A 13787-nucleotide genomic window follows, 5' to 3' on the forward strand; every position below is an offset into this window, starting at 1 on the left:
GGTCGCTGCGCCCCGCGGGTGACCCTGCACTGAGGAGACGACCCATGCATGCCGCGCCGTCGTCCCCGAAACGGTTCCTTGTCACCGGGCTGCACTTTTTCCAGCCCATTTCCGAGAGGAGTTCTCCCCAATGTCCACCCAGCTGCTGATTTACGAAACCGCCGTACCCGTCTCGAGCGCGCGGCACCGCAAGTGCGCGATCGAGCCCGGCAAGGGCTACGGTTTCGCGCGCAAGATCAACTCGGTGCCGCTGACGGCCGTCGAATTCCCGCTGGCCGCGGCCGAGTACGCGATCGTGTTCGCGCAGAACGGGGAAGACGTGGTTCCCGTCGCCATCCTCGGCGCGCGGGCGGGCGAGAACCTCTACGTGAAGGACGACGACAGCTGGAGCGCGCGCTACGTCCCCGCTTTCGTGCGCCGCTATCCCTTCGTGTTCTCCGCCAAGGACGACGGCAAGTCCTTCACGCTGTGCGTCGACGAAGCCTTCCAGGGCCTGAACTACCAGGGCCGCGGCCAGCCGCTGTTCGACGAGCAGGGCAAGCAGACCGCCTACGTGGACAACGTGGTGCGCTTCCTGCAGGAGTTCCGCTCGCAGTTCATGCGCACCCAGGCCTTTTGCAGGAAGCTGGCCGAACTCGAGCTGCTGGAGCCGATGCAGGCCCAGTTCACGCTGGGGGGCGGCCAGAAGATGTCGCTGACCGGCTTCCACGTGATCGATCGCAAGAAGCTCAAGGCGCTGCCGGCGGAAACGCTGTCGCAACTGGCCGGCACCGACGAACTGGAGCTGATCTACCTGCACCTGCAGTCGATGCGCAATTTCGTTTCGGTCAAGGACAAGCTGGTGCTGGCGCAGCCCGAAGCCGGGCCGGGCGACACGGCGCCTGCCGCGGAGGAGCGCGAGGCGGCGGCCGCCGTCGCGCATTGACGCAGGACCAGCCCCTGCGGGACGGGCTGTAGCGAGGGACGGGCGCCGCGGCGCCCGCAAGCAGGATGAGCGGAGCTTCGATCTATTCGCTGGCGGACACGCACGCCAAACAGGAGTCCGCCGCCTGGGCGAGGTTCTCCGCGCCGCACAGCATGGCGGAGTTCTGCTCCGCCTGGCTGGCGATCCTGTGCGGGCAGGTCGAGCGCGTCGCCGGCGCGCTCGTGCTGCTCGGCTCGGGAGAGGAGGGCCAGTACAGCCCGGTGGCCACCTGGCCCGATGCCTCGCACAACCTGCGGCATCTCGGTCCTACCGCGCAGAGCGCGCTGCAGCAGAGGCGCGGCGTCGTGGCCGAAGGCGTGTCGCCGCAGAACGCCGCGCCGGCCACGCTCATCGGCTACCCGGTGGAAGTCGACGGCGTGCTGTTCGGCGCCGTGGTGATGGAGATCCGGCCGCGGCCGGACGCCGACGTGCAGCGCGCGCTTCGGCTGCTGCACTGGGGCAGCGCCTGGCTGATCTCCGAGTTCCGCCAGCAGTCGCTCGCGCAGCAGCAGGCGCGGTCCGAGCGGCTGGGCGTGGCGCAGCAGGTGGTTGCCTCCGCCCTGCAGGAGCCCGCCTTGCGGGCATCGGCACTGGCGGTCGCCAACGACCTCGCCGCGCGCCTCGGTTGCGAGCGGGTGGGCATCGGCTTCGTCCGGCACGACGACTGCGAGGTCGAGGCCATCTCCCACACGGCGACCTTCGACCGCCGGAACGATTTCGTGCGGCTGCTGGCCGAGGCGATGGAGGAGGTGCCTGACCTCGGGCAGTCGCTCGTGCATCCGCCGCTCGCGCCCGATGCCGTCGGTGGCCTGGCCCATGCCACGCTGTCCGCATCGCGCGGCGACGTCGCCATCCTCTCGGTGCCGCTCGCCAACGACAACGACACCGTCGGCGTGCTCACGCTGGAGCGACGGCGGGAGCAGCCTTTCGGCGCCGGCGAGCTCGAACTGTGCGAAGCGATTGGACAGTTGCTCGGCCCCATCTTCACGATGAAGCAGCGGGAGGCCATGGGCCTGGCGCGGCGATCGATGCTGGCGGCGGCAGGCGGTGCACGCATGCTGTTCGGGCCGCGCCATCCCGGCCTGAAGCTGGTGGCGCTGGCGGCGGTGCTGGTGGCCGCCGTGCTGGCGGTCGCGACCACGAACTACCGCGTGACTTCGAAGGTCGCCATCGAGGGCGCGGTGCAGCGGGCGATCGTGGCTCCCTACCAGGGCTACGTGCGCGAGAGCGTCGTGCGCGCCGGCGAGACGGTCCGTGCCGGCCAGGTGCTCGCACGGCTCGACGATCGCGACTTGCGACTGGAGCAGGCGCGCTGGTCCGCGGAAGCGGAGCAGATGGCACGCCGCTATCGGCAGGCGTCCGCCCTGCAGGACCGCGCCGCGATGGCGATCGCCGCCGCCCAGCAGGAACAGGCGCTGGCGCAACTGGCGCTCGTCGAGGAGCGCCTGGCGCGCGCGACGCTGGCCGCGCCCTTCGACGGCATCGTCGTGGTGGGCGACCTGAGCCAGCTGCTCGGCTCGCCGGTGGAGCAGGGCAAGGTGCTGTTCGAGGTGGCGCCGCTCGACGCCTACCGCGTCGTCCTGAACGTGAACGAGCGCGACATCGCGGAGCTGTTCGCCGGGCAGCGCGGGGAGATCGCGCTTTCCGGCATGCCTTACGAGCGCCTGCCCTTCACCGTGCGCAACGTCACGCCGGTGTCCACCGCGCAGGACGGGCAGAACTACTTCCGCGTCGAGGCGCAGCTGGACGCCGCGCCGGCGCGCCTGCGTCCCGGCATGGAAGGCGTGGGCAAGGTCGAAGTCGGCGAACGCAAGCTGCTGTGGGTGTGGACCCATGCCTTCGTCGAGTGGCTGCAGCTGGCCACCTGGCGCTGGCTGTCCTGAGCGGGACGCGCGATGGCCGAGCAGTTGCTGTCGAATTCCTGGTACCGCGTTTGCGCGCTGCAGCCACGGCTGCGAACCCATGCCCGCCTGCACCGCATGCGCTATCGCGGCGAGCGCTGGTACCTGCTGCAGGACCCGGTGTCGGGCCGCGTGCATCGCTTCTCGCCGGCGGCGCGGTACCTGGTCGCCGCCATGAACGGCGAGCGCACCGTGCAGCAGCTCTGGGAGATGTGCAACCGGCAGCTCGGGGAGGACGCGCCGACGCAGGACGACGTCATCCGCCTGCTGGGCCAGCTGCACGGCGCCGACCTGCTGCAGACCGACGCCACGCCGGACGTGACCGAGCTCTTCGAGCGCGGCGTGCAGCAGGAGCGCGCGGCGCGGCGGCGCAGCTGGATGAACCCCATGGCCTGGCGGATCCACCTGCTCGATCCCGACCGCTTCCTCAACGCGATGCGGCCCCTGGTCGACCTGCTGTGGGGACGCTGGGGTGCGTTGCTCTGGCTCGCCGTGGTGCTGCCTGCGCTGGTGCTGCTGCTCTCGCAGTGGAACGCGCTGATCGGCAACTTCTCCGACCGCGTGCTCGCCACGCAGAACCTGCTGCTGCTGTGGCTCGTCTTTCCCCTGATCAAGGCGCTGCACGAATTCGGGCATGCGGCCGCCTGCAAGCGCGGGGGTGGCGAGGTGCACGACGTCGGCGTGGTCGTGCTGGTGCTGATGCCGGTGCCCTACGTGGAGGCCTCGGCGTCGACCGTGTTCCGGTCCCGGTGGCAGCGCGCCGTCGTCGGCGGCTCCGGCATGGCGGTGGAGGTGTTCATCGCGGCGATCGCGTTCTGCTTCTGGCTGCTGATCGAGCCGGGCCTGGTGCGCTCGGCCCTCTTCAACGTGATGCTGATCGCGGGCGTGTCGACGCTGCTGTTCAACGGCAACCCGCTGCTGCGCTACGACGCCTACTACATCCTCGCCGACGCGCTCGAGATGCCCAACCTGGCGAATCGCGCGACGCGCTACTGGGGCTACCTGATCGACCGCTACGCCTTCGGCCTGCGCGAAGCCGAGACGCCCGAAACCGGCCGGCGCGAGCGGGCCTGGCTGGCGGCCTACGGCGTGCTCTCGACCATCTACCGCATCCTGGTGACGGTCGCGATCGCGCTGTTCATCGCGCAGCAGTTCTTCTTCATCGGCGTGATGCTCGCGCTCTGGGGCCTGGTCACGATGGCCGTGCTGCCGCTGGTGAAGGGCGTCCAGCACGCGGCCAGCGGGCGCCTGCGGCCGCAGCGCCGGCGCGTGCTGGCGGTGAGCGGCGCCTTCGTCGCGGGCCTGCTGGTGCTGCTGTTCGTGGTCCCCGCGCCGTTTCGCACCGTGCTGGAAGGCGTGGCCTGGCTGCCGCAATCAGCCCTGGTGCGCACCGCCCAGGACGGCTTCGTGGAACGCGTCGTGGCGACGCCCGGTTCCCGCGTGCGCGCCGGCGACCTGCTGCTGCAGGCGCGCAACCCGGCGCTGGAAGCCAACCTGCGGCTGGCGGAGGCGAAGGTCGCGGAACTGGAGGCGACCTACTTCGCCCACCTGCATGCGGACCGCGCGCGCGCGGCCATGGCCCTGGAGCAACTCGAGAGCGAACGCGTCGCGCTCGCGCAGGCACGGGAGAAGATGGCGCAGATGCAGGTGCGTGCCGGCACCGCCGGCACCTTCGTGCTGGCGCGCGCCGAGGACCTTCCGGGCCGCTTCCAGCGCAAGGGCGACCTGGTGGGGTACGTGATCGACCGGCCCGACCCGATCGCGCGGGTGGTCGCCACGCAGGAAGCGGCCGACGTCGTGCGCAGCGCCGTCACCCGCGTCGACGTGCGCATGGCGCATGCACCGCAGCGCGTGCTGCCGGCGCGCGTGGAGCGCGAAGTTCCCGCGGGCGAGGAGTACCTGCCCAGCCGGGTGCTCGCCACCGAAGGCGGCGGCCAGCTCGCCACCGACATGCGCGACGCCCACGGCGCGAAGACGCTGGAGCGCACCTTCCAGTTCGACGTGGCCATCGCCACCGGGACCGGGGCGCCGCCGCCGCTGTTCTTCGGCGAGCGGGTCCACGTGCGTTTCGAGCATCCCGACGAGCCGCTCGGCCAGCAGTGGCTGCGCAGCCTGCGCCGCCTGTTCCTGTCGCACTTCCATGTCTAGCCGCTCGCTGCCCTTTCCCGACGCGCTGCTGGCGCTGGGCCGCCCTTACGCCGAACGGGCGGAGGAGAAGGACGCATGGCACGACCGGACGGCCCGCGCGCTCGACGCCACGCTGCTGGCCCCCTTGCGGCGTGGCCTGCAGGACATCGCGGGCGACGGCCGCCGCCTCGTGGAGCGCGTCGACGCGCTGGCGCCGGAATGGAAGCGCCTGCCGGACGCCGCGCTGCGAGAGCGGGCGCAATCGCTGCGGCCGCTGCTGCGCAAGCAAGGTTTCACGCGCGAGCTGGCCGCGGCGGCCTTCGCGCTGGTGCGCGAGGCGGCGGACCGCACCATCGGGCAGCGCCACTTCGAGACGCAGCTGCTGGGCGGCTACGGACTGCTGCGCGGCCGCCTGGTGGAGATGGCCACGGGCGAGGGCAAGACCTTCTGCGCCACGCTGCCGGCCTGCACCGTGGCGCTGTCGGGCTATCCGGTGCACGTGATCACCGTCAACGACTACCTGGCGCGCCGCGACGCCGAGAAGATGGGCCCGCTGTACGCATTCCTCGGCCTCGACGTCGGCGTGGTGGTGCAGGGCATGAAGCGGCCGGAACGCCGCCAGGCGTACGCGTGTGCGATCACCTACGCGACCAACAAGGAGCTGGCCTTCGACTACCTGCGCGACCGCGTCGCGCTGCGCGGCCAGGGCAGCCGGCTGCACCAGTCGGTGCGGCGTCTCGGCGGCCGCCTTGGCAGCGAGGATGGCGCGGTGCTGCGCGGCCTCTACTACGCGATCGTCGACGAGGCCGACAGCGTGTTCGTGGACGAGGCGCGGACGCCCCTGATCCTGTCCGCCACCGGCAACGACGCCGAGGAGGCGGAGCACGGCCGTCACGCCCTCGCGTTCGCGCAGTCCCTGTCGCAGCCGCGGGACTTCCGCTGCGACGAGTTCGAGCACGCGGTGCAGCTGGCGGACGCCGGCCGCCACAAGCTCGACGCCTTCTCGGAGGAGCTGGACGGACCCTGGACGTCGGTGCGCGCCCGCGAGGAGCTCCTGCGCCAGGCGCTCAGTGCCCTGCACCTGTTCCGGCGCGACCAGCACTACGTGGTGGTCGACGGCAAGGTGCAGATCGTCGACGAGTCCACCGGGCGCGTGATGCCCGACCGGTCCTGGGAGCGCGGCCTGCACCAGCTGATCGAGCTGAAGGAGGGCGTGGAGCTCACGCCGCGGCGCGACACGCTCGCCCGCCTGACCTACCAGCGCCTGTTCCGCCGCTACGTGCACCTGTCGGGAATGACGGGCACGGCGGCCGAATGCGCGCGGGAGATCAAGTCCGTGTACGGGCTCGACACGATGCGCGTGCCGCTGCACCGGCCCTCGCGCCGGGTGGATGGCGGCTTCGAGGTCTGCCGCACGATGCCGCAGAAGTGGGAGCGCGTGGCCGACGTCGCGCAGGAGCTGGCCGGGCGCCAGCGCCGACCGGTGCTGATCGGCACCCGTTCGGTGGAAGCTTCCGAGCAGATCAGCGCGGTGCTGCACGCCCGCGGCCTGGTGCACGCGCTGCTCAATGCGAAGCAGGACAGGGGCGAAGCCGACGTGGTGTCGCAGGCCGGCCAGCCCGGGCGCATCACGGTGGCGACCAACATGGCCGGCCGCGGCACGGACATCGAACTGGGTCCGGGCGTCCACGAGCGCGGCGGGCTGCACGTGATCCTCACCGAGTACCACGACTCCCGGCGCGTCGACCGCCAGCTGGTGGGCCGCTGCGCGCGGCAGGGAGACCCGGGCAGCTGCCAGGCGATCGTCTCGCTGGAGGACGACATCTACCAGGTCTGCGCGCCCACCCTGGCGGCGTGGCTGGACCGGCTGCTCGCCGCCGGCTTGCGGCTGCCGCGCGCGGCCTGGCGGCTGTTGCGGCGCAGTGCCCAGCATGCCGCCGAGGAGCGGCAATACGCGATCCGCATGTCCAACCTGAAGCACGACCGCCAGCTGCAGAACCTGCTGGCCTTCACCGGGAGAAGCGAATGAACACCACCCGTCCCGCCCTGTTCGCGCTGGGCCTTCTTGCGCCCATCGCCGCGGCCGCCAATCCGTTCGACTGCCTGATCGAGCCCTCGCAGACCGTGGAGGTGCGCAGCGCCACGGAAGGCATCATCGACAAGGTCCTCGTGCAGCGGGGCGACCGCGTCAAGGCCGGCCAGGTGCTGGTGCAACTCGATTCCGGCGTCGAGGCGGCCGGGGTGCAGGTCGCGCGGCATCGCGCCGAGGCCATGGGCCGGGTGAGCACGGCACAGAGCCGGCTCGCCTATGCGGACAAGAAGCTGAAGCGCTCGGAGACGCTGCAGTCCGAGAACTTCGTCTCGGCGCAGGCGCGCGACGAGGCGGAAGCGGAAAAGCGCATCCTCGAATCGGAACTGCGCGAGGCGCGAGAAGGCCGCGAACTGGCGGCACACGAGCACCGCCAGGCGCAGGAGCAGCTGAACCGGCGCACCCTGCGCAGTCCCTTCAACGGCATCGTGATGGACCGCATGCTCAATCCCGGCGACCTGGCCGAGGCGGGCACCGGCCGCAAGCCGATCCTGAAGCTGGTGCAGGTCGAGCCGCTGCGGGTGGAGGTCGTCATGCCGCTGTCGGCCTGGGGCAAAGTGAAGGCGGGGGCCAAGGCCAACGTGACGGCCGAAGGCCTCGGCCTGTCGCAGGCCGCGACGATCAAGGTGGTCGACACGGTGTTCGATTCGGCCAGCGGCACCTTCGGCGTGCGCCTGGAGCTGCCCAACGCCGAAGGCAAGGTGCCGGCCGGCATCCGCTGCAAGGTGGAGTTCCCCACGCTGCCGCCCACGCCCTCGCGGGCGGCCCAGTTGCGCAACGCGCAGTCGCAGTGAGGTCGTGGCAATGGGGTAGCGGATCCCCATTTCCCTTTCGCCACTCGACCGTGACGCAACTGTGGGTAACGATGTCTCTGCAAATGTCCGTTTTGATACATCGGCCGAGTTCCTTCCCCGCCACAAATCGCCCCCTCGTCGCTACCTGAGCCATTCCGCGAAGGAAGCCCTGTAAGTGCTTGTTGCCTATGGCTCCTACGTGTGTGTAGGTGATATTCGGCAGGGTGCAACGGCCACCACCTGCCGCTTCCGGGCGTTCCGCATCGGCCGAATGGCAGAGGGCGAAAAGTGCGTTTGTTCCGCTCCCCCATGTCGTTGTTCTGTCATGGACCGCGACTTATAAAACACGTTCTCGGTCCGTAGGGCCGAACAGTACGGGCGAAAAACGGGAGTCGTCCGCTTCAGAACAGGAATGCCGTGGGCACCCAGTGCGTGCCCGCCTGGGGACGTGTCATGTCGACACTTCGCAGCGCCCGTACCGCGTTCGCCCATCCGGGGCGCATGGACGCGATCAGCGCGGCCTTTGCCGGACGGCGTGCACCCCGATCCCATGACCCCATCTCGAGCGAGGCCGGCACCCCCACGGCCCCGCAGCGCGACGCGCGGACGATCGCGCCCGCCCGTGGCGGCGCGGCGCAGGAACTAGCAGGGCGGAGGCACCTACGGCGGCGGAGGCAGAGGAGCGGGCTCCAACGAGAGCAAGACCTCCGCCGCCGGATGGGTGTTCCCGCCCGGCCCCTCGGCCCGGCGGCAGGGACGCCAGCGCGTCCGCATCCCTTTCAGTCGATTTCCTGAACCGGGAGGCACCTTTTCCAGCCCATTTCCCCGAGGAGTCCTTCCATGTCGACCCAGCTGCTCATCTACGAAACCGCCGTACCCGTCTCCAGTGAGCGGCATCGCAAGCACGCGATCGAGCCCGACAAGGGTTACGGCTTCGCGCGCAGGATCCACACGGTGCCGCTGACGGCCGTCGAATTCCCGCTGGCCGCGGCCGAGTACGCGATCGTCTTTGCGCAGAACGGCGAAGAAGTGGTTCCCGCGGTCGTCCTCGGCGCGCGGGCGGGCGAGAACCTCTACGTGAAGGACGACGCCAGCTGGAACGCGCGCTACATCCCCGCCTTCGTGCGCCGCTATCCCTTCGTGTTCTCCACCCGGGACGACGGCCAGGCCTTCATGCTGTGCGTCGACGAAGCCTGCCAGGGGCTGAACGACGAGGGCCGCGGCCAGCGCCTGTTCGACGACGAGGGCAAGCAAACCGCCTACGTCGACAACGTAGTGCGCTTCCTGCAGGAATACCGCACCCAGTTCATCCGCACCCGGGCCTTCTGCAAGAAGCTGGCCGAACTCAAGCTGCTGCAACCGGTCCAGGCGGAGTTCACGCTGGCGGGCGGCCGGAAGATGTCGCTGAACGGCTTCCACGCGATCGACCGCAAGCAGCTGAAGGCGCTGCCGGCCGAAACGCTGTCGCAGCTGGCCGGCACCGACGAACTCGAATTGATCTACCTGCACCTGCAGTCGATGCGCAACTTCGCCTCGGTCAAGGACAGGCTGATGCTGGCGCAGCCCGAAGCCGGGGCGGCCGACACGGCGCCGGCCGCGGAGGAGCGGGAGCGGACGGCAGCCGTCGTCCACTGACGCGGCGAGAATGGGCAGCACGCGGCGATAATGGCGCCGGCTGCCCGTAGCTCAACTGGATAGAGCAGCTGCCTTCTAAGCAGCAGGTCGGGGGTTCGAGTCCCTCCGGGCAGGCCAGGTCGGTGGCTGCCGCAGCGCCCGCCGAAGACTACGCCTCGCCGATCACCCGGAACCCGTGCGTCCCATCGCGCCCCAGCTGCGCGACCAGCCCGTACTCCCAGTCCAGGTAAGCCTGCATCGCTTCGCGGCGCACCTCGGTCCCTTCGTACGGGCGCCGATAGCGGTCGATGCGCGGCGAAGCCAGGTGCCGTTCCCCGATGTCCAGCGGCAGTCCCGCGGCGATCCAGGCCGGGTTGCCGCCTTCGAGCACCCGCACGTCCGCATCGGGACGCAGTGCCGCGACTTCGGGCGCGACGTAGCGCGCCAGCGCTCCGGTGCCGCAAGTCAGCACGTAGCGCGAGGCGGCGGGAATCGCCTCCAGCGCCCGCGCCAGCTGCGAGCGCAGCACGAACCACGCGCCGGGGATGTGCCCGGCCACGTATCGGGCGCTGGCCGCGAAGTCCAGCACCGCCGTATCCCCTTCGCGCAGCCATGCCGCCAGCTGCTGCGGCGAAACCGCGGCGGTGGGGAGGGCGTCGGGGATGGGCGTGGGGGCCGCGCCCCGTTCGCCGAACGCGGGCGGATTCGCCACCACCCACGTCTCCCATCCCATCTGCGCGAGCCACGAGGCACTCATGTTGGCCCGCACGCCGTCGTCGTCGACGAGCACGATGCGGGCGCCGCGCACCGGCGCGCTGTGGTCCGTCTCCTGCACCAGTTGCCCGCCGGGCGCATTGCGGAAGCCCGGGAGGTGCCCCGCCGCGTATTCCTCCGGCGTGCGCACGTCGAAGCGGTAGGTGGTGCGACCGGCCTCGCCCGCGAAGCGCGCCAGGTCTTCCGCGCTCGCATGGCGCACGCCGGCCCGTGTTGCGACCGAGCGTGCCCGCGCCGCGGCCTCCTCGCGGACCGGCTCGTCCACGGCGCCGGCGCGACGGTTCGCGCCATGCTCCAGCGTCTGCCCGGCCAGCAGCCAGCCGATCGTGCCGTTGCGCAGCGCCGCCACGGGATTGGGGATGCCGGCATTCACCAGCGATTGCGTGCCGATGATGCTGCGCGTGCGGCCGGCGCAATTGACGACGATGCGCGTCGCGGGGTCCGGCGCGAGCGAGCGCGCGCGCAGCACCAGCTCGGCGCCCGGCACGCTGATGCCGCCGGGGATGTTCATGGTCTGGTACTCGTCGAAACGACGGGCGTCGAGCACCACCACGTCGGCGCCGCTTTGCAGCAGCTGCTGCACCTCCGGCGCGCCCAGCGAGGGCGTGTGCCGCTCGTGTTCGACCAGCTCGCCGAAGGACTTGCTGGGCACGTTGACGTCGATGAACAGTTCGCCGCCGGCCTCGCGCCAGCCTTGCAGTCCGCCGGCGAGCAGCGACACGTGCGAGTAGCCCAGCGCGACGAGCATGCGGGCGGCGGGTTCCGCCAGCCCCTCGCCGTCGTCGTACACCACGATCGCCGTGTCGCGGCGCGGGATGCGCGCCCAGGCATCGAGCTCGATGCGCGACAGCGGCAGGTTTGCCGCGAACAGCGGGTGGCCATGCGCGAAGGGCTCTTCCTCGCGGACGTCGAGGAAGGCGATCTCGCGCCGCGCCAGCAGGGCGGCGCGGACCTCGGAAGACGGGGTGAGGGGCAAGTTCATGGTGGGCAGGATTTCAGCACGACAGCCCCGGCCGCCCCACCGGCAATTCCCGAATGGCGGACACCGGGCAGGACGCTGCCCCGATCAGGCCGCGACCGCTTCTTCCGCCGCGGGCTGCGCGCCCGGCTGCATCTCCCCACCCAGCGCTTCCAGGAGATCCGGGATCAGCTGCGAGAGTTCGCCGGTGAGGATCGCCGCATTGGCGTCGAAGTTGTCGTCGTCCTTGGTCTTCGCGTCCTCGGCCTCCTTCAGCACCACGTCGAGCATCTTCAGGCGCCGCAGCTGGCCGGCTTCGGTCAGCATGAAGGACACGCGGTCGTTCCAGGTCAGCGCCAGCTGCGTCGGCACCTTGCCGGCGGCGATGTGCTGGGCGACCTCGTCGATGTCCAGGGTGTGGCGCGCATAGCGCACGGCGGACTTCTGTTCGTCGGCCGCTTTCAGTTCGCAGTCGCGGTCCACCGTGAAGCGCCACGGCGCCTCGCGCGTGGACAGCCAGTGCGACATCGAGGCGGCCGGCGAGGTCTGCGTGTGAATCAGCTGCAGGTCGAGCGAGGGCGCGGCGCCCGGCACTTCCAGCAGGGCGGCCAGCAGCGAGGACACGATGCGGTCGGCGGCGGCCAGGCTGCCGGCGTCGACCACCAGCATGCGCTGCTTCGCATCGAGCCAGAGCAGGGTGTGGCTGCGCTTGCTGAAGGCGCGCGGCAGGAGGTCCAGCAGCACTTCCTCCTTGAATTCCTTCTTCAGCTTGGCGGGCACGCGCTCGTTGCCGGTCTCCTGCTGGTAGCGCTCCACGCGTTCGTCCACCGCCGCCTTGATCGCGGAGGAGGGCACGGCGCGCTTCTCGGTGCACAGCTTCAGCAGCAGGTGGCCGCCGACGATCTCGGCAAGCACCTTGCTCTTCTTGCCGCGCGGCGCCACCCAGCCGCTGGATTCGGGTTCCGTGGGGCCGCAGGCGGCGAAGCGGGCCTTGTGCAGGACGCGCTCGAGCGCGTCGGGATCCGGCAGGACGAAATCCTCCGCGATCCGGAAAAAGCAGGCGCTCTTGAACATCGGCGCGGTCTTTCGTGCAAAAGCGATGGATTCTAGTCGGCGGGTAGACTCTCCCCGGTGCAACAGAAGGTAGAAGAGAGGACGGAAGCCGTCGCCGACGGCCTGCCGGTGCCGGAACGGTACTGGGCGATGGTGGCGATCCTCCTGGGCATCGCGCTCTCCGTCCTGGACAGCTCGATCCTGAACCTCGCGCTGCCCGACATCACGCGCCACTTCGGCGCCTCGCCGTCTTCGGCGGTATGGGTGGTCAATGCCTACCAGCTCGCCACGCTGGGCCTGCTGCTGCCCTGCGCCAGCCTCGGCGAACGTTTCGGGTATCGCCGCGTGTACCTGGCGGGCCTGGCCGTCTTCACCCTGGCTTCGCTCGGATGCGTGCTCGCGCCTTCGCTGGGCCTGCTCGCGGGTGCCCGCGCGCTGCAGGGCGTCGGCGCGGCGGGGATGATGGCGGTGAATGCGGCGCTGGTGCGGCTCACCTATCCGGTGTCGGTGCTGGGACGCGGCATCGCGCTGAATTCCGTGGTGGTCGCGACGGCCTCGGTCGCGGGCCCCACCATCGCGGCCGTCGTGCTGTCGGTGGCGTCCTGGCCCTGGCTGTTCATCATCCAGCTGCCCTTCGGGCTGGCGGTGTTCCTGCTCGGGCGGCGCGCCTTGCCCACGAACGTCGCGCGAATGCCGCAGGCGGTGCTGCGCCCGGCGGACGTGCTGATGAACGCCGCCATGTTCTCGCTGGTGTTCCTCGCGGCCGACGCGCTGGGCGCGCGCGGCGGCGGCGCGCCCGATGCGCGCGCGCTGGGGATGGCCGCGGCGCTGCTCGCGGCCGGCGTGCTGGTGGCCTGGCTCTACCTGCGCCGGCAATGGCACCTCAGCGCGCCGCTGTTCCCGGTGGACCTGCTGCGCATCCCGGTGTTCGCGCTGTCGATGTGCACCTCCGTCACCGCGTTCGCGGCGCAGACCATCGCCTTCATCGCCTTGCCCTTCCTGCTGCTGGAAGGGCAGGGCCGCGATCACTTCGGCGCCGGCCTGCTGATCACCGCCTGGCCCGCCGCCACCGTGCTGGCCGCGCCGCTGGCCGGTCGCCTCATCGCTCGGGTGCGTGGCGGGCTGCTGAGCGGTGTCGGGCTCCTGGCGCTCGCCGCCGGCCTGGCCCTGCTGGTGCTGCTGCCCGACGCGCCGGCGAACTGGCAGCTGGCGGCCGCGCTGTTCCTGTGCGGCACGGGATTCGGCCTGTTCCAGTCTCCCAACAACCACATCATCCTCACGAGCCCGCCGCTGGCACGCGCGGGCGCGGCCAGCGGGATGCTGGGGACGGCGCGGCTCACCGGCCAGTCGCTGGGGGCGGTGCTGCTGGGGCTGGTCTTCAGCGTCGCCGGGGTGCGGGACGGCGGCGCGGAGATCGCGCTGGGCCTCGCCGCCGGCCTGGCCGCCGCTTCGGCCGGCTTCAGCCTGCTGCGCCTGCGAAAGTAAAAGTCGGGCCGGGGCGGGACGGCGGGCT

The 13787-nt window shown here is 70.9% G+C and carries 9 protein-coding genes and 1 tRNA gene; 8 read left to right on the forward strand and 2 right to left on the reverse strand.

Annotation, left to right across the window (positions count from 1 at the left end; all coding sequences use genetic code 11):
• Positions 1-130: 130 nt before the first annotated feature.
• From VF522_RS11395 to VF522_RS11425, 7 genes are all read left to right on the forward strand, one after another.
• Positions 131-925, forward strand: a complete 795-nt coding sequence (locus tag VF522_RS11395; RefSeq protein WP_330908383.1) for a SapC family protein — start codon at positions 131-133, stop codon at positions 923-925.
• 65 nt (positions 926-990) lie between these two features.
• Positions 991-2847: an efflux RND transporter periplasmic adaptor subunit gene (locus tag VF522_RS11400; protein ID WP_330908384.1), complete on the forward strand. Its 1857-nt coding sequence runs from the start codon at positions 991-993 to the stop codon at positions 2845-2847.
• A 12-nt stretch (positions 2848-2859) separates the two neighbouring features.
• Positions 2860-5013, forward strand: a complete 2154-nt coding sequence (locus tag VF522_RS11405) for an efflux RND transporter periplasmic adaptor subunit (RefSeq protein ID WP_330908385.1) — start codon at positions 2860-2862, stop codon at positions 5011-5013.
• Positions 5006-7021, forward strand: coding sequence for a preprotein translocase subunit SecA (locus tag VF522_RS11410; RefSeq protein WP_330908386.1), 2016 nt, complete (start codon positions 5006-5008; stop codon positions 7019-7021). The genes VF522_RS11405 and VF522_RS11410 overlap by 8 nt, the downstream gene beginning before the upstream one ends.
• Positions 7018-7875: an efflux RND transporter periplasmic adaptor subunit gene (locus VF522_RS11415; protein ID WP_330908387.1), complete on the forward strand. Its 858-nt coding sequence runs from the start codon at positions 7018-7020 to the stop codon at positions 7873-7875. The genes VF522_RS11410 and VF522_RS11415 overlap by 4 nt, the downstream gene beginning before the upstream one ends.
• Positions 7876-8715: 840 nt before the next feature.
• A complete protein-coding gene (locus tag VF522_RS11420) occupies positions 8716-9510 on the forward strand; it encodes a SapC family protein (protein ID WP_330908388.1) in 795 nt (264 codons plus the stop codon).
• 40 nt (positions 9511-9550) lie between these two features.
• Positions 9551-9627, forward strand: a tRNA-Arg gene (locus tag VF522_RS11425).
• A 31-nt stretch (positions 9628-9658) separates the two neighbouring features.
• On the opposite strand, the gene VF522_RS11430 is transcribed toward VF522_RS11425, so the two are convergent.
• Both VF522_RS11430 and VF522_RS11435 read right to left on the reverse strand, forming a co-directional pair.
• Entirely contained in the window at positions 9659-11245 is a 1587-nt protein-coding gene (locus tag VF522_RS11430; RefSeq protein ID WP_330908389.1) for a rhodanese homology domain-containing protein, read from the reverse strand.
• A gap of 84 nt (positions 11246-11329) precedes the next feature.
• Positions 11330-12295, reverse strand: a complete 966-nt coding sequence (locus tag VF522_RS11435) for a recombination-associated protein RdgC (RefSeq protein WP_330908390.1) — start codon at positions 12293-12295, stop codon at positions 11330-11332.
• 129 nt (positions 12296-12424) lie between these two features.
• On the opposite strand from VF522_RS11435, the gene VF522_RS11440 reads away from it, so the two are divergent.
• Positions 12425-13759, forward strand: a complete 1335-nt coding sequence (locus VF522_RS11440) for an MFS transporter (protein ID WP_330908438.1) — start codon at positions 12425-12427, stop codon at positions 13757-13759.
• Positions 13760-13787 lie beyond the last annotated feature (28 nt).

Origin of the sequence: Ramlibacter sp. (assembly GCF_036383835.1) — a bacterium.
In the GTDB taxonomy this organism is placed as follows: domain Bacteria; phylum Pseudomonadota; class Gammaproteobacteria; order Burkholderiales; family Burkholderiaceae_C; genus Ramlibacter.

What these genes read in the sequence shown, in the direction of transcription:
- VF522_RS11440 (WP_330908438.1), top strand. Translation starts at nt 12,425, where the DNA reads ATGGTGGCGATCCTCCTGGGCATCGCGCTCTCCGTCCTGGACAGCTCG.
- VF522_RS11395 (WP_330908383.1), top strand. Translation starts at nt 131, where the DNA reads ATGTCCACCCAGCTGCTGATTTACGAAACCGCCGTACCCGTCTCGAGC.
- VF522_RS11400 (WP_330908384.1), top strand. Translation starts at nt 991, where the DNA reads ATGAGCGGAGCTTCGATCTATTCGCTGGCGGACACGCACGCCAAACAG.
- VF522_RS11415 (WP_330908387.1), top strand. Translation starts at nt 7,018, where the DNA reads ATGAACACCACCCGTCCCGCCCTGTTCGCGCTGGGCCTTCTTGCGCCC.
- VF522_RS11420 (WP_330908388.1), top strand. Translation starts at nt 8,716, where the DNA reads ATGTCGACCCAGCTGCTCATCTACGAAACCGCCGTACCCGTCTCCAGT.
- VF522_RS11435 (WP_330908390.1), bottom strand. Translation starts at nt 12,295, where the DNA reads ATGTTCAAGAGCGCCTGCTTTTTCCGGATCGCGGAGGATTTCGTCCTG.
- VF522_RS11405 (WP_330908385.1), top strand. Translation starts at nt 2,860, where the DNA reads ATGGCCGAGCAGTTGCTGTCGAATTCCTGGTACCGCGTTTGCGCGCTG.
- VF522_RS11410 (WP_330908386.1), top strand. Translation starts at nt 5,006, where the DNA reads ATGTCTAGCCGCTCGCTGCCCTTTCCCGACGCGCTGCTGGCGCTGGGC.
- VF522_RS11430 (WP_330908389.1), bottom strand. Translation starts at nt 11,245, where the DNA reads ATGAACTTGCCCCTCACCCCGTCTTCCGAGGTCCGCGCCGCCCTGCTG.